At 33.5% G+C, this 20,221-nt stretch carries 17 protein-coding genes; 7 read left to right on the plus strand and 10 right to left on the minus strand.

Features of this window, described 5'->3' with window-relative positions:
* Positions 1-66 precede the first annotated feature (66 nt).
* On the plus strand, positions 67-1,095 hold the full coding sequence (gene hemH / locus BM238_RS08235) for a ferrochelatase (protein ID WP_090079712.1): 1,029 nt from the start codon (positions 67-69) through the stop codon (positions 1,093-1,095).
* Between the two features lie 3 nt (positions 1,096-1,098).
* On the opposite strand, the gene BM238_RS08240 is transcribed toward hemH, so the two are convergent.
* Complete coding sequence (locus tag BM238_RS08240; protein WP_090079713.1) at positions 1,099-2,310, minus strand: type IX secretion system plug protein; 1,212 nt, start codon at positions 2,308-2,310, stop codon at positions 1,099-1,101.
* 95 nt (positions 2,311-2,405) lie between these two features.
* Here BM238_RS08240 and BM238_RS08245 point away from each other — a divergent pair, with 95 nt between their 5' ends.
* Positions 2,406-3,044, plus strand: coding sequence for an MBL fold metallo-hydrolase (locus BM238_RS08245; RefSeq protein WP_090079714.1), 639 nt, complete (start codon positions 2,406-2,408; stop codon positions 3,042-3,044).
* 33 nt (positions 3,045-3,077) lie between these two features.
* On the opposite strand, the gene BM238_RS08250 is transcribed toward BM238_RS08245, so the two are convergent.
* From BM238_RS08250 to miaA, 5 genes are all read right to left on the minus strand, one after another.
* Complete coding sequence (locus BM238_RS08250) at positions 3,078-4,103, minus strand: hypothetical protein (protein ID WP_090079715.1); 1,026 nt, start codon at positions 4,101-4,103, stop codon at positions 3,078-3,080.
* Positions 4,104-4,111: 8 nt separating this feature from the next.
* On the minus strand, positions 4,112-5,590 hold the full coding sequence (gene treF / locus BM238_RS08255) for an alpha,alpha-trehalase TreF (protein WP_090079716.1): 1,479 nt from the start codon (positions 5,588-5,590) through the stop codon (positions 4,112-4,114).
* Positions 5,580-6,806 (minus strand): MFS transporter, encoded by a 1,227-nt coding sequence (locus BM238_RS08260; RefSeq protein WP_090079717.1) that lies wholly within the window; start codon positions 6,804-6,806, stop codon positions 5,580-5,582. Before BM238_RS08260 ends, treF begins: the two co-directional genes overlap by 11 nt.
* A 115-nt stretch (positions 6,807-6,921) precedes the next feature.
* Positions 6,922-7,479: a thioredoxin family protein gene (locus BM238_RS08265; protein WP_090079718.1), complete on the minus strand. Its 558-nt coding sequence runs from the start codon at positions 7,477-7,479 to the stop codon at positions 6,922-6,924.
* Between the two features lie 24 nt (positions 7,480-7,503).
* A complete protein-coding gene (gene miaA, locus BM238_RS08270) occupies positions 7,504-8,406 on the minus strand; it encodes a tRNA (adenosine(37)-N6)-dimethylallyltransferase MiaA (RefSeq protein ID WP_090079719.1) in 903 nt (300 codons plus the stop codon).
* Between the two features lie 210 nt (positions 8,407-8,616).
* Here miaA and BM238_RS08275 point away from each other — a divergent pair, with 210 nt between their 5' ends.
* The 4 genes from BM238_RS08275 to BM238_RS08290 all read left to right on the plus strand — a co-directional run bounded on the left by BM238_RS08275 (position 8,617) and on the right by BM238_RS08290 (position 15,933).
* Positions 8,617-10,245 (plus strand): acyl-CoA carboxylase subunit beta, encoded by a 1,629-nt coding sequence (locus BM238_RS08275; protein WP_090079720.1) that lies wholly within the window; start codon positions 8,617-8,619, stop codon positions 10,243-10,245.
* 383 nt (positions 10,246-10,628) lie between these two features.
* Complete coding sequence (locus BM238_RS08280; RefSeq protein ID WP_090079721.1) at positions 10,629-11,459, plus strand: alpha/beta fold hydrolase; 831 nt, start codon at positions 10,629-10,631, stop codon at positions 11,457-11,459.
* Positions 11,460-11,543: 84 nt separating this feature from the next.
* Complete coding sequence (locus BM238_RS08285; RefSeq protein WP_090079722.1) at positions 11,544-13,979, plus strand: PIG-L family deacetylase; 2,436 nt, start codon at positions 11,544-11,546, stop codon at positions 13,977-13,979.
* A gap of 289 nt (positions 13,980-14,268) precedes the next feature.
* On the plus strand, positions 14,269-15,933 hold the full coding sequence (locus tag BM238_RS08290; RefSeq protein WP_090079723.1) for a sodium:solute symporter family protein: 1,665 nt from the start codon (positions 14,269-14,271) through the stop codon (positions 15,931-15,933).
* 32 nt (positions 15,934-15,965) lie between these two features.
* Here BM238_RS08290 and BM238_RS08295 read toward each other — a convergent pair whose 3' ends face one another.
* Genes BM238_RS08295 through BM238_RS08310 form a run of 4 tightly spaced genes read right to left on the minus strand, consistent with a single transcriptional unit; the run spans position 15,966 to position 19,507 of the window.
* Positions 15,966-16,931 (minus strand): restriction endonuclease PLD domain-containing protein, encoded by a 966-nt coding sequence (locus BM238_RS08295; RefSeq protein WP_090079724.1) that lies wholly within the window; start codon positions 16,929-16,931, stop codon positions 15,966-15,968.
* The gene (locus tag BM238_RS08300; RefSeq protein WP_177205445.1) at positions 16,876-18,192 is read right to left on the minus strand and encodes a DNA cytosine methyltransferase; all 1,317 of its coding nucleotides are present in this window, start codon (positions 18,190-18,192) and stop codon (positions 16,876-16,878) included. The genes BM238_RS08295 and BM238_RS08300 overlap by 56 nt, the downstream gene beginning before the upstream one ends.
* Positions 18,182-19,252 (minus strand): DNA cytosine methyltransferase, encoded by a 1,071-nt coding sequence (locus BM238_RS08305; protein WP_090079726.1) that lies wholly within the window; start codon positions 19,250-19,252, stop codon positions 18,182-18,184. The genes BM238_RS08300 and BM238_RS08305 overlap by 11 nt, the downstream gene beginning before the upstream one ends.
* A 54-nt stretch (positions 19,253-19,306) precedes the next feature.
* Complete coding sequence (locus BM238_RS08310) at positions 19,307-19,507, minus strand: helix-turn-helix domain-containing protein (RefSeq protein ID WP_090079727.1); 201 nt, start codon at positions 19,505-19,507, stop codon at positions 19,307-19,309.
* A 214-nt stretch (positions 19,508-19,721) separates the two neighbouring features.
* Here BM238_RS08310 and BM238_RS08315 point away from each other — a divergent pair, with 214 nt between their 5' ends.
* Positions 19,722-20,144, plus strand: coding sequence for a very short patch repair endonuclease (locus BM238_RS08315; RefSeq protein WP_090079729.1), 423 nt, complete (start codon positions 19,722-19,724; stop codon positions 20,142-20,144).
* Positions 20,145-20,221: the final 77 nt, after the last annotated feature.

A 20,221-nucleotide genomic window follows, 5' to 3' on the forward strand; every position in this document is an offset into this window, starting at 1 on the left:
GAAGCGAAGCGGAACAAAAAAGCGGGAGTGGAAGACGGATAAAGGCGCCCAAAAAAAATAAATATTTTGTCTAAAAAAGGAATTTTACTCGTTAATCTCGGCTCGCCAAGATCTACCAAAACAGAAGATGTGCGTGAATATCTTGATGAATTTTTGATGGACGAAAAAGTGATCGATTATCCCTGGTTTTTCCGCTCGCTTTTGGTGCAGGGAATTATTTTGAATACCAGACCAAAAAAATCGGCTGAAGCTTATAAAACTGTTTGGACGCCGGAAGGTTCACCATTAATTGTTTTCACCCAAAAAATTCAGGAAAAACTTCAAAAAATAGTGGATGTTCCAGTGGAAATCGGGATGCGTTACGCGCAACCAAGCATTGAAGCAGGAATCAGAAAACTAACTGAACAAGGAGTGACAGAAATTGTTTTATTCCCTCTTTATCCGCAATATGCGATGAGCACGACGGAAACTGTGATCGATAAAGCAGAAGAAGTTCGCAAAAAATATTTTCAAGATATTAAGATCAATTATATAGAACCTTTTTATAATCGGGAAATTTATATTGACTGCTTGGCAGAAAGTATCCGTGAGAAATTACCGGAAAATTTTGATGCTTTGCAATTTTCATATCATGGCGTTCCGGAGCGTCATATTTATAAAACTGACCCTACAAATACCTGTAATTTAACGGATTGCTGTTCACGCGCGGAAAACCCGAGTCATCAGTTTTGCTACAGACACCAGTGTTTTAAAGTGACGGAAAAAGTGATCGAAAAATTAGGTTTACCAAAAGAAAAAGTTTTAGTGACTTTTCAATCACGTTTGGGAAAAGATAAGTGGATGGAACCATACACCGACGCTACTTTAGAAGAATTGCCAAAAAAAGGAATTAAAAATTTAGCGGTCGTTTGTCCGGCTTTTGTTTCCGATTGTCTTGAAACATTAGAGGAAATTTCCGTGGAAGGCAAAGAAATTTTCGAGGAAGCAGGCGGCGAAACTTTTAATTATATTCCGTGTTTGAACGATGAAGACCGCTGGATCGAAGTTGTAAAAACACTTTGTATGGAAAAAATAAATGAGTTTTATTTGGTTTAATTTCTACCGAACGGCTCTTCTGGTTTCCCCGTAACCAATCAGTCCGTCGTAATTTCTGCCGAAAGGTTTGTAGTATAAAAAGGCCTGATAAAGATTTTCAGTTTGCCAAAAATTACCGTTTATTTCGCCTAAATTTAATAATCCCGACTCATCTTTTGTAGCTAAAAGATAGTTGTAAAATCCTTGTTTTAAATAAATTTTCGCCGTATATCTTTTATTAGCAGCATCATAAAACATTTCGCTTTTTTCGTTGGGAATATAATCGTTGAACTGACCCAAAACATAAAGTTGTTTATCCGTTTTATCAGCATCCAGATTAAAATAAACCCAGGAATAATCAGCTTCTTTGTCGGCATTACGTTCAATTCCGAGATCATTTCTGCGGAAATAAAAAGCACCATTTACATCACCTTGATTTTGATAATTTAATGGATACGCAAAGACCGGAAACAGAAATGTTTGATTTTTACCGTCAATATTCTCAACATTTGCTACTTGATCGAAAGCCTGATTGATGCTCTTATTATCAAAATAATAAAACTCATTATTTCCCGGAAAAGCCAGACTTAACTGTTGAAATAAAACTTTGCTTCCCAAACTCGAACTCGGTCTTTGGTCGAAAACGCCGTTTTGAAAATTATTGTTTTGAATGACATTTAAACTGATAGAATTTAAATTTGAAGAAAGATCCTTACCATTAGAAACTGCCTGCACTTCGACTCTTTGGTTAAGATCTGGTTTTGATGCATCCTGAAAACGAGTGATATTTAAAGCCAGATTTACACCGTCTTCCACAATGCAGAATCGTTTTGTAAATAACGGTTTATCCGCAGAATCTTTGTAAACAATAATTTCAAAATTTCCGGAAATTTTCGGCTGAATTTTATCGTTGGGAAAAGTTAAAGTATAATTTGTGTAAGGTTGAGTCGTATTAAAAGAATATTGAAACTGATCGATGAGCGCATTCAAAGTTCCGGTTGCAAATTCTGTGAAAAATAAGTTGTCATCTTCCCAGTTTCTGTCGTAATGCTTAAAAGTATAACGGTAAATCTGACTTGAATTTGTAAGATCATCAAATTTTAAAATTAATTGATCATTAAAACCAATTATCGGCGTTTCGTCATTGGTTTTTGGATTAAAAAGCTGAATACTTTGGATATTCTGTCCAAAAATCAACAGAGAAAAAAAACATAAAAAAATGTGAAAAAACTTCATAAAACGAAGATAAGATTTTTAATGTGACAATTCTTCAATTTGACAATTTGATAATTTTTAAAAAAGTTTAGATTTGTATTTTAAATTTTAATATAATGCTTCAGATAAAATCTTTCACTTTTAATCCTTTTTCAGAAAACACTTATGTCGTTTATAACGAGTTTAACAACGCTTATATTATTGATCCTGGAAATTTCACTGATGAGGAAAATAATATTTTAAAACATTTTATTAAGGATAATGATCTGAAAGTTGAACACATTTTATTGACTCATGCTCATATTGACCACGTTTTAGGTGTGCAATGGGCTTTTGACGAATATCAAGTTCCGGTAATGTTGCATGAAATCGAAAGGGAAATTTTAGACAGAAATCCAATTGATGCGATGCGTTTTGGTTTTCAGTTTAAAGCTTTCGTCGGGGAAATTCTTTATTTGAAGGAAGATGATGTTTTAAATTTAAATGAAGATGAATTGAAAGTTTTGCATCTTCCGGGACATTCGCCGGGACACATTGCATTTTACAATGAAGCGCAAAAATTGATCATTTCAGGTGATGTTTTATTTGAAGGAAGCATTGGCAGAACCGATTTGTATAAAGGCGATCACGCACAACTTTTAGAAAGTATCAGAATGAAAATGTTTAATTTACACGCCGAAACCCAGGTTTTTAATGGTCACGGAAATCCGACTAGTATAGGTTTTGAAAGAGATTTTAATACTTTTTTTAAATAGATTAAAATATTTTTTGAACTTTTAAAAATAAAATTATGTTTTTGGCAAAGACAGTTTCACTTGTTTTATAAATTCATTTTCATCGTCAACGTTTAAAACAAAAGTATTTAATTTTCTTTTTATGCCGTAAAAACTTTCTACAGTTTGTTCATTCATTAATTCAATTTTAATATTATTTCCTTCAAATTTCCCAAAAGGTGAAAAATATTTTATGTTACCTTTTTTTAAAATCTCCGAATTATACATTTCAACATTTCGAATATTCTCAAACTCCACGAAAGTTTCGCTTATAAAACTATATTTTATTGAAATTCCATTTTTTAAGACTGCAATTGGTCTTTTTGGAATTGCTCTTAAAATGCCAAAAATTTGAATTATCGTGTAAATACTTATCGCAGTAATGACCCATGCAAATGCATCATTCCACTTGACCAATAATTTATGCACAACAAATGTTTCAGTAATTGTTAAAAAAATAATCGAACTTAAAATCGCTATTATCGCACTTTTTTTATGATAACTGAATTCGTTTTCCTTTAAAATCGGTTTTTTCCAATTTAAAAAACCGTAATAAAAAACTGCAATTTCTGTTGAAAGCGGTGTCACCAAACTTTTTGGAACAATACTTTCCGCAACCTTTTTTAAAATATTAAAAAAATCTAAATGTCTGTTTTCAGGTTCACTTAAATCGCGGATCCCTTTTCTTACTTTAAATACTAAAATTCCAATTATTATCACTTCTAATAAAGGCAGAAACCATTTTTTGAAAAAATTTAAATAAAATTGATTTTGATTAGAGATGAAAATTGTTGCTAAAATAATATTTAACGTCAATAAAATTGATATTGAATTTTTTGTAATTTTAGTACTTCGAATCAAAAAATAATAAATTATTGGGATTGTAAATAAAAAATCAAAAGTAACTGCAAAAGACATCAAATCTGGTCTGGCTAAATAACTTCTGGATTTTAGTATCAAAACAGAAAAAATGATCATTAAAATTGGCAAACCAAAAATGACAGATTTCCTTAAATAATTTTGTGGTTCAAATGATTCCATATGCAAATTTAAGAATTTTTCATTTTCAAATAAACACCATTCGTCCAGCCAAAACCATCTTGGTTTGGATATTCGCCGCCGCCTGCTTTTTGGCTTGTGTCCATTGCGTTATACTTTTCCATTAATTTGCCGGTATTTGCGTAAACTCTTTCCACATTTTCGCACCAATTATTTTTAATTTTATCGGCTAAATCATCGAATCCATAATTTTTCAAACCTTTAAAACAGATCCATTGCAAAGGTGCCCAAGCATTTGGCGCGTCCCATTGCTGACCGGAAATAATGTCGGTTGTGATAATTCCGCCATCTTTTAAGAGAAACTTTTCGATGTTTTTTGCAGTATTTATCGCCTGATCTTCGGTTGCAATATTTAGAAATAATGGATAAGCCATTGCCGCACTTATGCTTTTTGAGATTTTATTTTCTTTAAAATTATAATCAGAAAATACTCCAGTTTTTTCGTCGTATAAGTATTTTTGAACGGCAGATTTTCTTTTTTCAGATTTTGATTTGTAATAATCTGATTTTTCAATATCTGTTTTGCTAAAAAAGTTTTCTAAAGTTTTTTCATAATGAAAAAGTAAACAATTCAAATCAATTGGTAAAATAGATTGCGTTTGTATCGTCGAAATATCTTGTGGATCTGAAAACCAACGGCTTGAAAAATCCCACCCAGACTCACACGCCGAACGGACATCATTATAAAAATCAGGATTTTCTGTCTTTTTTTTATCTAAAATATCAATTAAATAACTTTCCGGTCGCGGTGAATTATCTGTGTCGTTGTATCTGTTTAAAATATTTTCATTGTTTAATTTTACAACTCTTTTATGCGCGTTCGATTCAGAAAATTCATCGGAACCGTTCATCCAGAAATCATATTCTTTAATTAAGGAAGGTAAATATTTTTCATACAAACTTTCATCACCATAAATCTCAACCAGCAATTCTACCATCAGTGAAAAGTACGGCGGTTGCGAACGACTGAGAAAATAAGTGCGGTTTCCATTTGGCACAAAACCAATTGTTTGTATTAAAAAATCACAATTATCAACAATATTTTTTGCCATTTCTTTTTCGCCAGAAACCTGCAGACCAAGCATCACGAAATAACTGTCCCAGTAAAAAAATTCATTAAACCTTCCGCCAGGAACGATGTACGGTTTTGGTAAGGCTAAAAGTGAACTTTTATTGTCTTTTGCTTCCCGTGTTAAAACTTTCCAAAGTTGATCAATATGTTTTTCAATTGGCAAATTTTCTACAATTTCAACTAAAAGATCTTCATTTTTAAAATCAAAATTGGCATTAACAAAATCTTTTAAATCAAAATTTTTAAGATTTTTTTCTGTGCTGAATTTTTGATTAATTATTTCCACTTCAAATTTAGGAATGGCGTCACAAAAAGTTTTTTGGTCAGCAAAAAGTTCTGCGGTTTGAACGGCATCAAACAATTCAAAAATAGCTTCTGTATGAAAATTAGTCTGCATTTATTTCTGTCTTTTTAGTTGTTTTATTTATAAAAAATAGGACCACTATTAATATTGTCAAAGGAATTAGCGCAAAATAAAATACTTTATCACCACCAACTACCTGAAATAATCTGCCGATAACCACAGAACCAAAACTACCACCAACAGCAGAGAAAAATGTCAGCAAACCTGCTACAGCACTATGATGTATTTTTTCGGTAGCACTCAAAATAGTAGAATTGATGATGGGATAAATTGGCGCTAAAAAAAGACCAATTAAAGGGAAAACAAATCCAATTAAAGGCACATTTTCCAGTGTTGAAATATTTGTTACTGCTAAACCAGAAGCCAACGGTAAAGCAAAAATGACCAAAAGCGCAGCCGCTACTAAACAACTCGTAAGGTAAATATACCAATGGATTTTTTTAATAATAAAACCCGAAACAAAACGCCCGATCGCGATCGACAACATTAAAATAACAGCCATCTGACTCGCCAGACTTTCATTTAAATGAAGAGTTTTTTGGTTAAAAGTCGGCAGCCAACTCATAATTCCCTGTTCTGTCATGACATACATAAACGCAAAAACGGCGAATAAAATAATTAATGGTCTTTTTAAAAGATTTCCCATCGTGTTTACATCTTCTTTTAACGAACTTGGAACTTCTGCCGGAAGATCAAATTTTGAAAAAGCAATGAATATAAAAACTACTGCAATTAATGCAGCTAAAACCAGATAAACATTCAACCACGCTTTCGGATCAGTCTCACTGTTAAATAAGGGAAAAACAATATAAGCAAAGACAATCCCAAGCATAAAAACACTTTCTATGATACTCATAAAGGATTTGTGCGCTTTGTCAGTTTCCGCAACAACGCCAATTAAGGTATAAACTGAAACTTTTATGATAGCAAAAGAAAAACCGGTACATGCGAATAATAGAGCGACAGTGAAAAAAGAATCCGCAAAATACATCGTTAAACAGCCTACAAAAACTATTATATAACTGATCAACATTCCTTTTTTATGACCAAATTTGGGCAAAAGTGAACCAACAAAAAAAGCCACAACAGCAATAGTCATGTCTTTTGCTGGATCAAGCCACCCAGCTAAATTCTCTGAAACACCGTAAACATTTTGCGATTTTAAAATTAAAATCCCAACACTGTTTAAAAGCGCGGCGAAAACAAAATAGTTGATAAATAAGGCGATTTTAAGCGAAATGTTCTTCATTGGTTACTTTTAAATATAAAATCTAGCGTCTTTAAACAAAAAATTCATTTAACAAAGTAAATGAATTATAAGTAAAAGCGTAAAAATATTTTATTAAAAGAAAGATGTCAACATCTTATTTCCATTTAATGCCGCAACCCATGCTTGGTTTTTGAACTTCTTCCTGAGATTCGCCTGCTAAAAGATTTTCAAAAGCAATTATTAAATCTTCGCCGGTTACTTCTTTCTGATTTCCCGGGCGGGAATCATCCATTTGTCCGCGGTAAATTAAGTCTAATTTATCATCAAAAAAGAAAAAATCTGGTGTGCAAGCCGCGTCAAATGCTTTCGCCACACTTTGACTTTCATCATACAAATAAGGAAATTTAAAACCCTCATCTTCTTGAAATTCCGCCATTTTTTCTGGTGAATCTTCAGGATATTTCTCAACATTATTAGAACTGATCGCAATAAATTCAATACCATTTTCGCCGTAATCTTCGTACAATTCGGCCAACTGATCGATTACGCTCAATACAAACGGGCAATGATTACACATAAAAATAACCAAAGTTCCTTTTTCACCTTTAAGATCTTCTAAAGTTTGAACTTCATTTTTCTTTGAAGGATTTGGAAGTTCAAAAAACGGTGCTTTTGTGCCTAAAGGAAGCATTTTAGAATTGGTATCAGACATGGTTTAATTTTTTAAAAGTTTAATTTAAGACTTCAAAGGTAAGATTTTAAGAACGTCTTCCCAAGAATAATCGTAGGGCAAAACTTCAATGTTTTCTAATTTTTTATTCCAGGTCGTTTGCCTTTTTGCGTAACGGCGGCTATTTTTCTTAATTTCTTCTATTGCAAAATCAAGATTCCAAATTCCATCAAAATAATTGAACAATTCTTTATAACCAACGGTTTGTAAAGGCACTAAATTTTTAAATTTTTCTAAATTTTTAACTTCTGCTTCTAAACCATTTTCCAGCATCACATCAACACGCTGATTTATTCTGTCGTAAATAATTTCCCGCGGCGCATCCAAACAAATTCTGAAAGTTTCAAAATCTCGTTTTGGTTGATGTTCTTTAATATTTTCTGTGTAAGTTTTTCCAGTTTGCCAGATAATATCTATCGCACGCAAAAGTCGGCGTGGATTATCTTTGTCAACTATTTTAAAATATTCTGGATCTAAATTTTCTAAAATATTTTGCAATTTTTCTAAACCTTCAGTTTCCCAGATCTGCATTAATTTCTGTTGGTTTTCTTCATTGGCTTCCGGCAAATTATTTAAACCTTCAACGACGGCTTTTTCATACATTCCGCTTCCGCCAACTAAAACGGCGAAATCATTTTTAATGAAAATTTCGTCAATTTTTTTTAAAGCGTCAATTTCATATTGACCAATCGAATAATAATCTTCCACCGAAAGATTTCCAATAAAATGATGCGAAACTTCAGTTAGCTCTTCATCTGAAGGAACAGCCGTTCCGATTTTCATTTCTTTAAAAAACTGGCGGGAATCGCAGGAAATAATTTCGGTTTCAAAATATTTCGCCACTTTTATTGCTAAAGAAGTTTTGCCAATTCCAGTAGAACCAATGATGGAGATTAATTTTTTAGCCAAAAGATATTTTTTCCAAAATTAACTCAATAAATTAAAAATCCCAAGAACTTTGTAATTCTCGGGATTCTCAACTATTAAAAAAATAAACTTAGGATAAACTATTAATTTTATAACGCCGTAAAAGTCAAAATATTATATTTAAATAACTCAAGCATTAAAGAATTTTTCATTTTTCAATTAAATCCTTATCTTTAAAACATAAATATTATTATGGACTTAGAATTTAATAAACGCGAAGATATCAACAAGCAGAAATTGTCGGACATCAATTATTTGCTAAAAGAAATAAATAAATGCGGCGGCGAAAAACGCCTGCAAAAACAACGTGATGAAGGGAAAATGACGGCTCGTGAACGTGTTGATTATCTTTTGGATGATAAAAAAGATTCTATAGAAATTGGCGCTTTTGCAGGTTTTGAAATGTATGAGGAAGAAGGCGGTTGTCCTGCAGCAGGCGTTGTGGTGAAAATGGGCTATGTTTCCGGCAGACAATGTCTGGTAGTTGCAAATGACGCTTCCGTGAAAGCAGGCGCATGGTTTCCAATTACAGGAAAGAAGAATTTACGAGCGCAGGAAATTGCTATGGAAAACCGTTTGCCGATTATTTATTTGGTAGATTCTGCAGGCGTTTATTTGCCGATGCAGGATGAAATTTTTCCTGATAAAGAAATGTTTGGTAGGATTTTTAGAAATAATGCAAAGATGAGCGCGGCAGGAATTATCCAGATTTCTGCGGTGATGGGAAGTTGCGTTGCAGGCGGCGCTTATTTGCCAATTATGAGTGATGAAGCGATGATCGTTGATAAAACCGGTTCAATTTTTCTTGCCGGAAGTTATTTGGTGAAAGCCGCAATTGGCGAATCTATTGATAATGAATCACTTGGTGGTGCAACAATGCATTGTGAAGTTTCCGGCGTGACAGATTTTAAAGCAAAAGATGATGCGGATGCTTTAAATAGAATTAAAAATATTATGAAATCTCTTGGTGATTTTGAAAAAGCCGGATTTGATAGGATTGAAAGCGCAGAACCAAACGAGAAGATTGAAAATATTTTTGGGATTATGCCCGCTTTGAGAAACGAGCAATATGACACAAAAGAAATTTTAAAATGCCTGACTGATAATTCTGAATTTGAGGAATACAAAGCAGATTATGGCAAAACAATTATTTGTGCGACCGCAAGAATTGACGGTTGGTCCGTCGGAATTGTCGCCAATCAAAGAACTTTAGTGAAAAACGGCAAAGGCGAAATGCAGTTTGGCGGCGTTATTTATTCAGATTCTGCTGACAAAGCAACGCGATTTATTGCGAATTGTAACCAAAGAAAAATCCCTCTAGTTTTCCTTCAAGATGTGACGGGTTTTATGGTTGGGTCAAAATCTGAGCAAGGTGGAATTATTAAAGACGGCGCAAAAATGGTGAACGCCGTTTCCAATTCTGTTGTTCCAAAATTTACGATCATTACAGGAAATTCTTATGGCGCCGGAAATTATGCGATGTGCGGAAAAGCATATGATCCACGATTAATAGTGGCGTGGCCATGGGCGGATTTGGCTGTAATGGGCGGAAGTCAGGCAGCGAAAGTTTTAGCACAAATCCAGGAATCGACTTTAAAAAAGAAAGGTAAAATCTTAACCGATGAAGACCGTCAAAAACTTTTAGACGAAATTTCCGCGAAATATAAAAAGCAAACCGAAGCCACTTACGCAGCCGCAAGACTTTGGACCGACGCTATCATTAATCCAATCGACACCAGAAAATGGATCTCCATGGGAATTGAAGCGGCCGATCATTCGCCGATCACGGAGAAATTTAATTTGGGCGTGATTCAGGTGTAATAGAAAAATAAGGAGCAAGACAAGAATTCATATTTCCGAAGATGGTTCCCGTGTTCCGTTATATCTTTTTTTTGCTGGAAATTTATTCTTTAAAAAAAAAGACTTAGTAAGCAAAAAAAGGATGCCACTTCACCCGCGGCTAGTAAGAACGATTTTCGATTTTCCAATTGAATGTTCAACTTTATTAAAATAGAAAAATTAGAACTTTTACTTACAATTTCTGTTCATTAAATAAGATGAAAAGAACATTTTTAAACATTTAAAACATGAAAAAATTAATCTTTCTTTTCGCATTTTTCTTAGTAAAATTTAGTTTCGCATAAAACCATCCAAGCAGTTATACAGACGGAAAATATGTCGAAGTAAACGGCGCAAAACTCTATGTGGTAGAAGTCGGGCAAGGTGATCCGATGATCATAATTCCTGGCGGACCGGGAGGTAATCATCTTAAATACCGTGCTTTTGACGCCATTGCAAAAGACAATAAAATCATTTATTATGACGGATTTGGCAGGGGAAAAAGCGATACCGCAAAAGTAGTGACGGAATATACCTTGGCGCGTGACATCGAAGATATTGAAAGTTTGAGGAAAGCATTAAAATTAAACAAAATCAATGTTCTGGGGCATTCTTACGGCGGTTTGGTTGCACAAGGTTATGCTGTAAAATATCCACAAAACGTTAATCATTTGAATCTTGCAGACACATTTCACAGTTATTTAATGTGGCAAAAAAATGATGATAATTCCAACCATGAAATAAAAACCAATTACCCGGAAGTCTGGGCAGAATTAATGGTAATTCGTGAAAAAGGCGCCGTTTCCAGCGACGCCAGTCATCAGGAAATTTACGGAAAAGTACCTTATGGTTTTTTATATGCTTATAATCCAGATATATTTGTAGGACGTGGCGGCAAACCTTATCCAAATCCTTTCAATTCTAAATTGTATTATCAAATGGTCGGAAGAGACGGCGATTTTATTGTGGGAAGCGATATTGGAACGTTCGATTTTCGGAAAGATTTAAAAAATTTAAAATTGCCAGTCTTAATTTATGGCGGAAGATTTGACAGAGTTGCTGTCCCGGAAATGATGGTGAAATATAAAGAATATTGCCCACAGGCAAAATTCGTGATGTTTGAAAAATCCGGGCATAATCCACAAGTTGAGGAACCGGAAAAACTATTTCCTTTAATTGAAAGTTTCTTGCATTAAAATTTTAGCAATACCATTTACTTTAATTCTCTAAAAGAAATTTTTATATTACAAATTCTAAGAATAACTTTTTATCTTTAACACATGATAAAATATCTTCTTGGAATTTGTCTTTTTGCAGCACTTTTATTTTCTGCACAGTCGGTTTCAAACAGTTCCTCGGAAATTTACGACGACATGCTTCGTCTGCAAAATAATGTGACCGTCATGTATTTGGCAGCGCATCCGGACGATGAAAACACGAAAGTTATTTCCTGGTTGACACACGAAAAACATGTTGATGCAGTTTATTTATCTTTAACAAGAGGCGATGGCGGACAAAATTTAGTCGGCACAGAAAAAGGTGAATTGTTAGGTTTAATGCGTACTCAGGAACTTCTGCAGGCAAGAAAGATTGACAAAGGCAGACAATGGTTTACAAGAGCAAATGATTTTGGCTTTTCTAAAACTGCCACGGAAAGTCTGGAACTTTGGGACAAACAAAAAGTTTTAGCAGATGTAGTTTGGGCAATTCGAAAAAATAAACCAGAAATAATTATCACGCGTTTTGATCCTAATTCAAATGGGCAAACCCATGGTCATCACACTTCTTCTGCAATTTTAGCAATGGAAGCATTTGATTTGGCTGGCGATAAAAATGCCTTTCCAGAACAATTAAAATATGTGAAAATCTGGCAGCCTAAAAGATTATTTTGGAATACAGGTTCGTTTTTTTACAAAAGCCAGGATGATTTTGACAAAGCCAGTAAAAGTGATTTCTACTCTATAAACGTCGGAAATTATTACCAAAATCTTGGGATTTCTAATAATGAAATTTCCTCAAAAAGCCGAAGCAGTCACGCAAGTCAGGGATTTGGAATGGCATTGCAACGCGGAAATGACATTGAATATTTAAAATTTTTAAAAGGCGACAAACCAAAAAACACAGATATTTTTGACGGAATTCCGTTGACTTTTGACAATAAAGAAATTAAGGATAAAATGAACAGATTGATTTCAGATTATCAGTTTAATAATCCGCAATTGTCTTTAAATAATTTGCTTCAGTTGTATAATTTATTTAAAAATAATCCCGCTGAAAAATTAGAATTATCACAGTTAAAAGATTTAATTCTAAAAACCCAGGGAATTTATTTTGAGTGGACAACAAAAGATGCTTTTGGAACAAAAGACGAAGAAATTTCAACTAATTTGGAAATGACGAATAGAAGTCCAAAAAATCTTTCTGTATCGATTTCCGGAAAATCATCACAGGAAATTTTAGCAGGTGATGATTTTAAAACCGCAGAAAAATTTAAAATTGATAATGACAATTATTCTTCGCCATATTGGTTAAATGAAAAACCTGTTCATAATTTATATGTTGATAATGATCAGGAAAATATTGGTCAGCCAGAAATTTTAAATCCAATTACGAAAAACATTATAATAAAGTTTGGTTCTGAGGAAATAAATTTTGAAATTCCTTTGCAACAAAAAACAGTAAATCCTTCAATTGGAGAGCGTTATGAACCTTTTTATAATGTTCCGGCTTTCGTTGCCAATTTTGAACAAGGCAATTATATTTTTAGTAATCAACCAAAACAAATCAGCATTGAAGTAGAAAGTTTTGTAAAAAATTCGACGGCAAAAGTTTCTCTTGACACCAATAAAGACTGGAAAGTTTCTGCACCGCAAACGATAAATTTTGCAGAAATTGGTGAAAAGAAAAATGTGGTTTTTACCATCGAACCACTTTCTAAAAATGCCAATTCTACATTAAGCGCAAACATTGAATCACAGGGAAATAATTACAATCAATCTTTGGATGTGGTCGATTATCCTCATATTAATCGACAAATTTTACTTAAAAAAGCAGAAGCACAAATTCTCAATTTAGATCTAAAAATTCCAAATGTGAAAATTGCTTACATTAAAGGTTCGGGTGATGATATTCCGCAATCTTTGCGAGCGATTGGTTTAACGGTTGATGAATTGGATCTGAAAAACTGGAATGCTGCACTTTTACAAAATTACGATGTCATTATTTTAGGAATTAGAATTTATAATACAAAACCTGAAATGAGTTTGATCAATAAAGATTTGTGGACATTTGTGCAAAATGGCGGCTTGGTTTTAAATCAGTACAATGTAAATGGCGGACTTTTAACCAATGAAATTGCACCTTACGACATTCATTTAACATCAAATAGAATTTCAGAAGAAGATGCAAAACTGAAATTTTTAGTTCCGGAAAGTCCTGTTTTTAATGTGCCGAATAAGATCACGCGAAACGATATGGAAAATTGGGTTCAGGAAAGAGGATTGTATTTTGCGGATTCCTGGGACAAAAATTTTACGCCACTTTTGGAAGGAAATGATACGGGCGAAAGTCCGCAAAGAGGAATGTTAATGGTTGCGAATTATGGCAAAGGAAAATATGTTTACACGGGTTTATCGTTTTTCCGGGAATTGCCGGCGGGCGTTCCGAGCGCTTATAAATTGTTTATGAATTTGTTGGCTTTGGGGGGAAAAAAATAGTTGTCAGTTGATTGTTGTCCGTTGACAGTTTTTGAATTGTCTTTCTCAAAAAAAATTAATTTTTAAAAGACAAATTTGAAATTTTGACAACTCTGCGCCCCGACTTGAGTGGAAATCCTTTTTTTGCATTTGAAAAAAAGATTGGGAACGGAAGGCGGAAATTGGCGCCCAAAAAAATATAAGAAATGAACGAAGAAAAAAACACAAACTGGAAAAAACTCTATATATCACTTTTGGTGTTTACTTTTCTGTTGATCGTTGCAATGTTACTATTTCAAAATCACTATAAATGAAGCAGTTAGACTGGATAGTTTTGGTTTTTGTCTTACTGTTTATCGTGGTTTACGGCATTTATAAATCGCGACAGGTAAAAACTTCAGAATCATTTCTGGGCGGAAAAACCAATCCCTGGTGGATGGTCGGATTGGGCATAATGGCGACGCAAGCGAGCGCGATCACGTTTTTATCAACGCCCGGACAAGCGTATAATGACGGTTTGGGTTTCGTGCAATTCTACTTTGGTTTGCCGATTGCGATGGTGATCTTGTGCGTTTGGGTCTTGCCTAAATTCTTCAAAATGAATGTTTTAACGGCTTATGAATATCTGGAAAAACGTTTTGGACTTTCCACCCGAATTTTAACGGCGATTTTATTTTTGATACAAAGAGGTTTGGCTGCGGGAATTACGATTTTCGCACCTGCCATTATTTTGTCCACAATTTTAGGTTGGAATTTAATTTTTACCAATATTTTAATTGGTGGTTTGGTGACTATTTATACGATAGTCGGCGGTACGGAAGCCGTGAGCCAGACGCAGAAACAACAGATGATCGTGATTTTTATCGGGATGTTTTTGGCGTTTTTTCTCATTCTGCAAAAATTGCCATTAGACTTAAATGACGCGCTGCTTTATTCCGGCTCGATGGGGAAAATTAATCCGGTGAATTTTGAATTTGATCTAAATAACCGCTACAATATTTGGTCGGCTTTTTTGGGTGGAACATTTTTGTTTTTGAGTTATTTTGGGACAGATCAAAGTCAGGTTCAACGGTATTTAACTGGGAAAAGTTTGAAGGAAGCACGTTTGGGTTTGCTTTTTAATGGCTTGTTTAAAATCCCGATGCAGTTTTTTATCCTTTTTATTGGCGTGATGGTTTTCGTCTTTTTTCAGTTTGAAAAGACGCCTTTAAATTTCAATCCGCTTTCGCAAAAACTTCAAAATAATACGGAATATAAAAATTTGAATTTAGAATTTGAGAAAAATTTTGATTTAAAAGAAAAGAAAATTGCCGAGTGGAAAAACGGACATTCTGAAAAAGTAATGTCTGAACTGAAAAATCTTCATGCAAAAGAAGCTGAGATCAGAAGCAACGCCAAAAAAGTCATTGACAAAAATGCGCCCGACATAGAATCTAACGACAAAGATTACGTTTTTATTTATTATATTTTACATTATTTGCCCACCGGAATTGTCGGTTTATTGATCGCCGTTATTTTGTCTGCCGCGATGAGTTCTACGTCTTCAGAATTGAATGCTTTGGCAACAACGACCGTTGTAGATATTTACAAAAGAAATTTTGCGCCTAATATTTCGGATAAGCAATATTTAAATGCGTCCCGATTTTTTACTTTAATGTGGGGAATAGTTGCCGTTTTTTTCGCCGTGAATGCGAGTTTATTTGAAAATTTAATTCAAGCCGTGAATATTATAGGCTCTTTATTTTACGGAACAATTCTCGGTGTTTTCGCCATCGCCTTTCTCTTTCCAAAAATTGGTGGTAAAGCCACAATGCGAAGTATTCTGATTGTAGAACCTGTTATTATTTTGCTTTACTTTTTGGATTTTAAAGAGGTGATTGAACTGGAGTTTTTGTGGCTGAATCCGATTGGGTGTTTGTTGATGATTGGAGTGGCGAGTTTGTTGGAGTCAGTTATGAGAAAAAGACTTATTTAATTATATAGATATGTAACACAAGTTATAAGTTATTACACTGAAAAATCGCAACTATAAATTCCATCTCCAATTAAAGAAATTGTAACATCCGTTCTGCCGTAACTTACTAAATGATGTTTTCTTATTGGTTGTCCAAGTGGAATAGCAAGCCTCATTTTTAAATATTCTCCCATTTGATTTTTAGCAGGAAAAGAACTAATCTGTTTAGGATATTCAACACCATCAACGTTGTTAGTACCCTCCAACAAACCTTCCATGGTGATGCCATCATCCCAAATAAGTTCAATTGCCTCGTTGGATCTTTGTCTCCTTCCTCTAATATCAACAAGCTCTCTCGCAGTTAGTTTTGGAGGGAACAAATCTGGAAATTGTCTAATATGACTAATACTAATGGGTATGCAAGCGTCATTAATACCTCTTTTTGGGGATGGTAAACCATTAGCCATAAAACCCCAATTGAGTCCACTTGCATTGTGAGTTTCACCGTTGTCCATCAAAAAAGACATGTCGCAAAAAGTACCTCCTCGAATTTTTTCTTGTATACCGCGTAAACCTATTTCTAAACAAGAAATAGAATTATTAAATATATGAGATATGTATTCATTTAAAGGATTATAAGTATCTTTTGTAGTTTCAGCTAGAATTTCTCTGTAAGGTGTTGTTAATCCGTTTATAGAGAAATTAGCAGAACCAATTAAAGCATGAATAATTTGTCCATTTTTTCTCCAAGCATAGCATTTTGAGTGAACAGGAATTTGAGAATAAAAAATATTCAAATTTTTAACTGAATGCTGTATTCTTCGTAGAGAATTATGCAAATTTGTCTGAATTCCTTCTGATCCATACATACCGTAGATTACTCTGGTGCTTAAAGGTAATTCTTCTAATCGCTCAACTGGAGTTGGACCTAAATAACCAGAAAGTACAATTAATTCATCTGTGTCAAGAATCTCGTGTCTCTGGAAAATTAATTCCTCTAAGTTTTGGTGATAAAGCATAGTTTGATTTTTGTTCGTTAAATTCTGTGAAAAGTTCGTTTCCTAATCTGTATAAATTATCATCATTTACAAAAATTTTAAAGACTGTTTCAGCTATCAATTTTGCAAATTTTGGTGGCACAGCATTACCAATCATTTTATATTGATCACCTCTAGAACCTAAAAATTCAAAATCATCATCGAAAGTTTGTATACGCGCTGCTTCGCGAACTGTTATGGATCTGGCTTGCTCTGGGTCAGGATGAATGTGTCTCAATCCATCTTTATATAAATGAGCAGGTATTGTATTACTTGGTTTATCTTCCCGAATAACATTATACTTATGAAAATTAGATTCTTTACCCGTCCTCTCTTTATAAAGTTGAATTAGAGCTTTACTTGTGATGTATTCTTCTCTACCACTTTTTATATCTTCCGCTAGTAGTTTAAAAATCTCAATATCTCTTTCACTATGAAATCTTGGTTCATGATTTTTAATAAGAGACGTTCCATTCAGTTTTATTGAGTGCGAATGCTTTGCATTTTTCTTATAGGGAAAAATTTTTGGTAAATTTTCAAAAGCAATTTTAGAACTAATTTGATTCACACTACCACTTTCCTTCATTATTGAGTAAAACCTTCTAACTTGCTTTTCGCTATTTTCACTTTTTTTAACACCAAAAATAATAACTCTTTTTCTCTTTTGGGGAACATCATAATAGGATGTATCAAACAAAGCGTTGACACGCAAATTTTCAGTTATTACATAACCTATCTCATCAAATGCTTCCTTAACTCTCTTTATAATTGAAACTCCACCTGGCTTTGCAGATAAAATTCCTTCCACGTTTTCAAAAACAAAACCCTTCGGTTGATAATGAGCAACCATTTGTACATAACTCTCAAATAAAAAATTACGGTAATCATCTTGCATTCCATTTTCGTCTTTAACTCTTCCTGCCATAGAATATGCTTGGCAAGGAGGACCGCCAATAATTAGATCAACAGTTTGTTTATCTATAATTTTATCAAGACCAATACTATTTCCGAATTTTGAATCATTATAGCCTGATACTAATTCTTCAGTTCGCTGAATATCAAAATGTAAAACGTTATTTGCCTCTAAATCATAATTCCATTTTGTAATTAATCTTTTTTTCAGAGTTTGAACGGTAGGAAACTCCCAATCCACTGTAGCCAATGTATTGTAATTTCCGGTTTGTAAAAAACCATCAGTTAATCCTCCGCACCCAGCAAATAAATCTATTACATTAAACTTCATGATTTAAATATTTTAAAAGTTGCTCTCCAAGTATTTTTCCTAATAATGGCGGTACAGCATTTCCAACCTGTCTATATTGTTCAGTCTTATTTCCTAAAAATTCAAAGACATCTGGAAAAGATTGTAATCTCGCATTTTCTCTAACACTTGGAACCCTATTCCATTTATAATGAAAATGATTTCTGTGTCCAGTATCTATTGTTTTTGAAGGTTTCTTGCTGTGATATCTTGTCCAGGCCTCATTAAATTTCCGAGAATCTCCCACACCTTTCGGTAAATCTTTGTGATTCCCCCCTTCAGGAACTTGAGAAATAACATTAATTACATGCTCTGTATGTTGAGTTCCTACATGATTTTTTAATACTTTATTACCATTTCTCATTATCTTTTGATAATCGCTAAAAGTTTGTTTGTCATATTTCAAATTATCACCTCCTAAACTATTTACTAAATCTGGTAAATCTCCTATAGCATCTTCACAACCCACATAATTCTCAACATCGTAAGTTGGTTTTGGAAATTCAAAAATCCCTAACTCCTTTTTCAATGCGACAAAGAAAACACGTTTACGAATTTGAGGAACACCGAAATCGGGTGCGTAAAGTATCTGTGGATGACATGCATAACCCATCTCCTCACAGAGTCGCATTATTTCCTTTTTTGGCTTTCCACCGTAAAGATTTAATAAACCTGGTACATTCTCAATTATTATTGCTTTAGGATTTAGTTTTTCAGCAAGTCTAAAAACAGAATAGAAAAGAGAGTTTCTCTCATCGTTTTCTTTTCTTGTACCTGTAAGTGAAAATCCTTGGCAAGGAGGACCCGCAATTACAACATCAATTTCTATATCTTTAGTTTCACTTAAAATCTCATCAATTGCACTTTCTTTATGCAAATCAAGTTGTAATGTTTTCGAATTATTATGATTTTTTTCAAATGTTTTTAGAGCAATTGCAGTATTGTCGACACCTAAAACAACATGAAAGCCCGCTTGTTGAAAGCCATATGAAAAACCTCCACATCCTGAAAATAAATCTACTGCTGTTATCTTACCGTTCATTTTTATATAGTCTATTTTTAACTTTTATTTTTATAATGTTCATTAAACATTAAATCAAAAAAGATCTTTAATATTTATCTCCAGAGCAATTGCTATCTTTTCAATCAATTCTATGGAAACATTAGTCTTACCTTTTTCGATCAAATGCATGTAAGCTCTGTCTATGTTTGCTTTCAATGCGAGCTTTTCCTGAGATAATGATTGTTCTCTTCGCAATTCGCAAATCCGCTCTCCTAGCTTTTCTTTTACATTCATAAATATATATTTGAAGCATTGTAAATTTTGTCTTTTGTTGTCAATACTACAACTGGCAATAGACAACAATAATTAATATTGTTAGTTTTTAAAGTTCTTTTCATTTAGAAATAAATAGAATTTAGACGCATAAAGTGACCATTAAAATTGTCACTTGATACTGCGTTTACAAAACGTTGATTACTTTTGCAGTGAAAATATTATAAAAGTTTTAATGGCAGACGTTCACACAAAAGAGCAGCGCAGCTTTAACATGAGTAAAGTTCGCAGTAGCAATACAAAACCCGAAGTAAAACTTCGTAAAGCATTATTCGCAGAACGTTTCAGATACTCACTTCACAATAAAAAACTTCCAGGAAAACCGGATATTGTTTTAAGAAAATACAAAACTATCATTCAGGTGAACGGTTGTTTTTGGCATGGCCATGAAGGTTGCAGGTATTTTATCATCCCAAAAACACGCACAGAATTCTGGACACATAAAATCACCGGAACTGCAAATCGGGATAAAATCAATAATAAAAAATTGACTGATCTCGGTTGGAAGGTAATCACAGTTTGGGAATGTGATCTTAAAACAGACAAGTTTGAAGAAACATTATTAGAAGTCTTTGAACAGATCAAAAACGAAAGTTAATTACTGCATTTATACTGATATGACGGTTTAAAATTACTTTTATCATCAGCAATAATTAAATTATTTCTGGTATTATT

The sequence above is a fragment of the Halpernia frigidisoli genome (genome assembly GCF_900113805.1).
Lineage (GTDB): Bacteria > Bacteroidota > Bacteroidia > Flavobacteriales > Weeksellaceae > Halpernia > Halpernia frigidisoli.

Bases quoted from the DNA above. Each gene is read 5' to 3' on its own strand.
- BM238_RS08240 (WP_090079713.1), bottom strand. From the start codon at position 2,310: ATGAAGTTTTTTCACATTTTTTTATGTTTTTTTTCTCTGTTGATTTTT.
- BM238_RS08245 (WP_090079714.1), top strand. From the start codon at position 2,406: ATGCTTCAGATAAAATCTTTCACTTTTAATCCTTTTTCAGAAAACACT.
- BM238_RS08250 (WP_090079715.1), bottom strand. From the start codon at position 4,103: ATGGAATCATTTGAACCACAAAATTATTTAAGGAAATCTGTCATTTTT.
- treF (WP_090079716.1), bottom strand. From the start codon at position 5,590: ATGCAGACTAATTTTCATACAGAAGCTATTTTTGAATTGTTTGATGCC.
- BM238_RS08260 (WP_090079717.1), bottom strand. From the start codon at position 6,806: ATGAAGAACATTTCGCTTAAAATCGCCTTATTTATCAACTATTTTGTT.
- BM238_RS08265 (WP_090079718.1), bottom strand. From the start codon at position 7,479: ATGTCTGATACCAATTCTAAAATGCTTCCTTTAGGCACAAAAGCACCG.
- BM238_RS08275 (WP_090079720.1), top strand. From the start codon at position 8,617: ATGGACTTAGAATTTAATAAACGCGAAGATATCAACAAGCAGAAATTG.
- BM238_RS08285 (WP_090079722.1), top strand. From the start codon at position 11,544: ATGATAAAATATCTTCTTGGAATTTGTCTTTTTGCAGCACTTTTATTT.
- BM238_RS08290 (WP_090079723.1), top strand. From the start codon at position 14,269: ATGAAGCAGTTAGACTGGATAGTTTTGGTTTTTGTCTTACTGTTTATC.
- BM238_RS08295 (WP_090079724.1), bottom strand. From the start codon at position 16,931: ATGCTTTATCACCAAAACTTAGAGGAATTAATTTTCCAGAGACACGAG.
- BM238_RS08300 (WP_177205445.1), bottom strand. From the start codon at position 18,192: ATGAAGTTTAATGTAATAGATTTATTTGCTGGGTGCGGAGGATTAACT.
- BM238_RS08305 (WP_090079726.1), bottom strand. From the start codon at position 19,252: ATGAACGGTAAGATAACAGCAGTAGATTTATTTTCAGGATGTGGAGGT.
- BM238_RS08310 (WP_090079727.1), bottom strand. From the start codon at position 19,507: ATGAATGTAAAAGAAAAGCTAGGAGAGCGGATTTGCGAATTGCGAAGA.
- BM238_RS08315 (WP_090079729.1), top strand. From the start codon at position 19,722: ATGGCAGACGTTCACACAAAAGAGCAGCGCAGCTTTAACATGAGTAAA.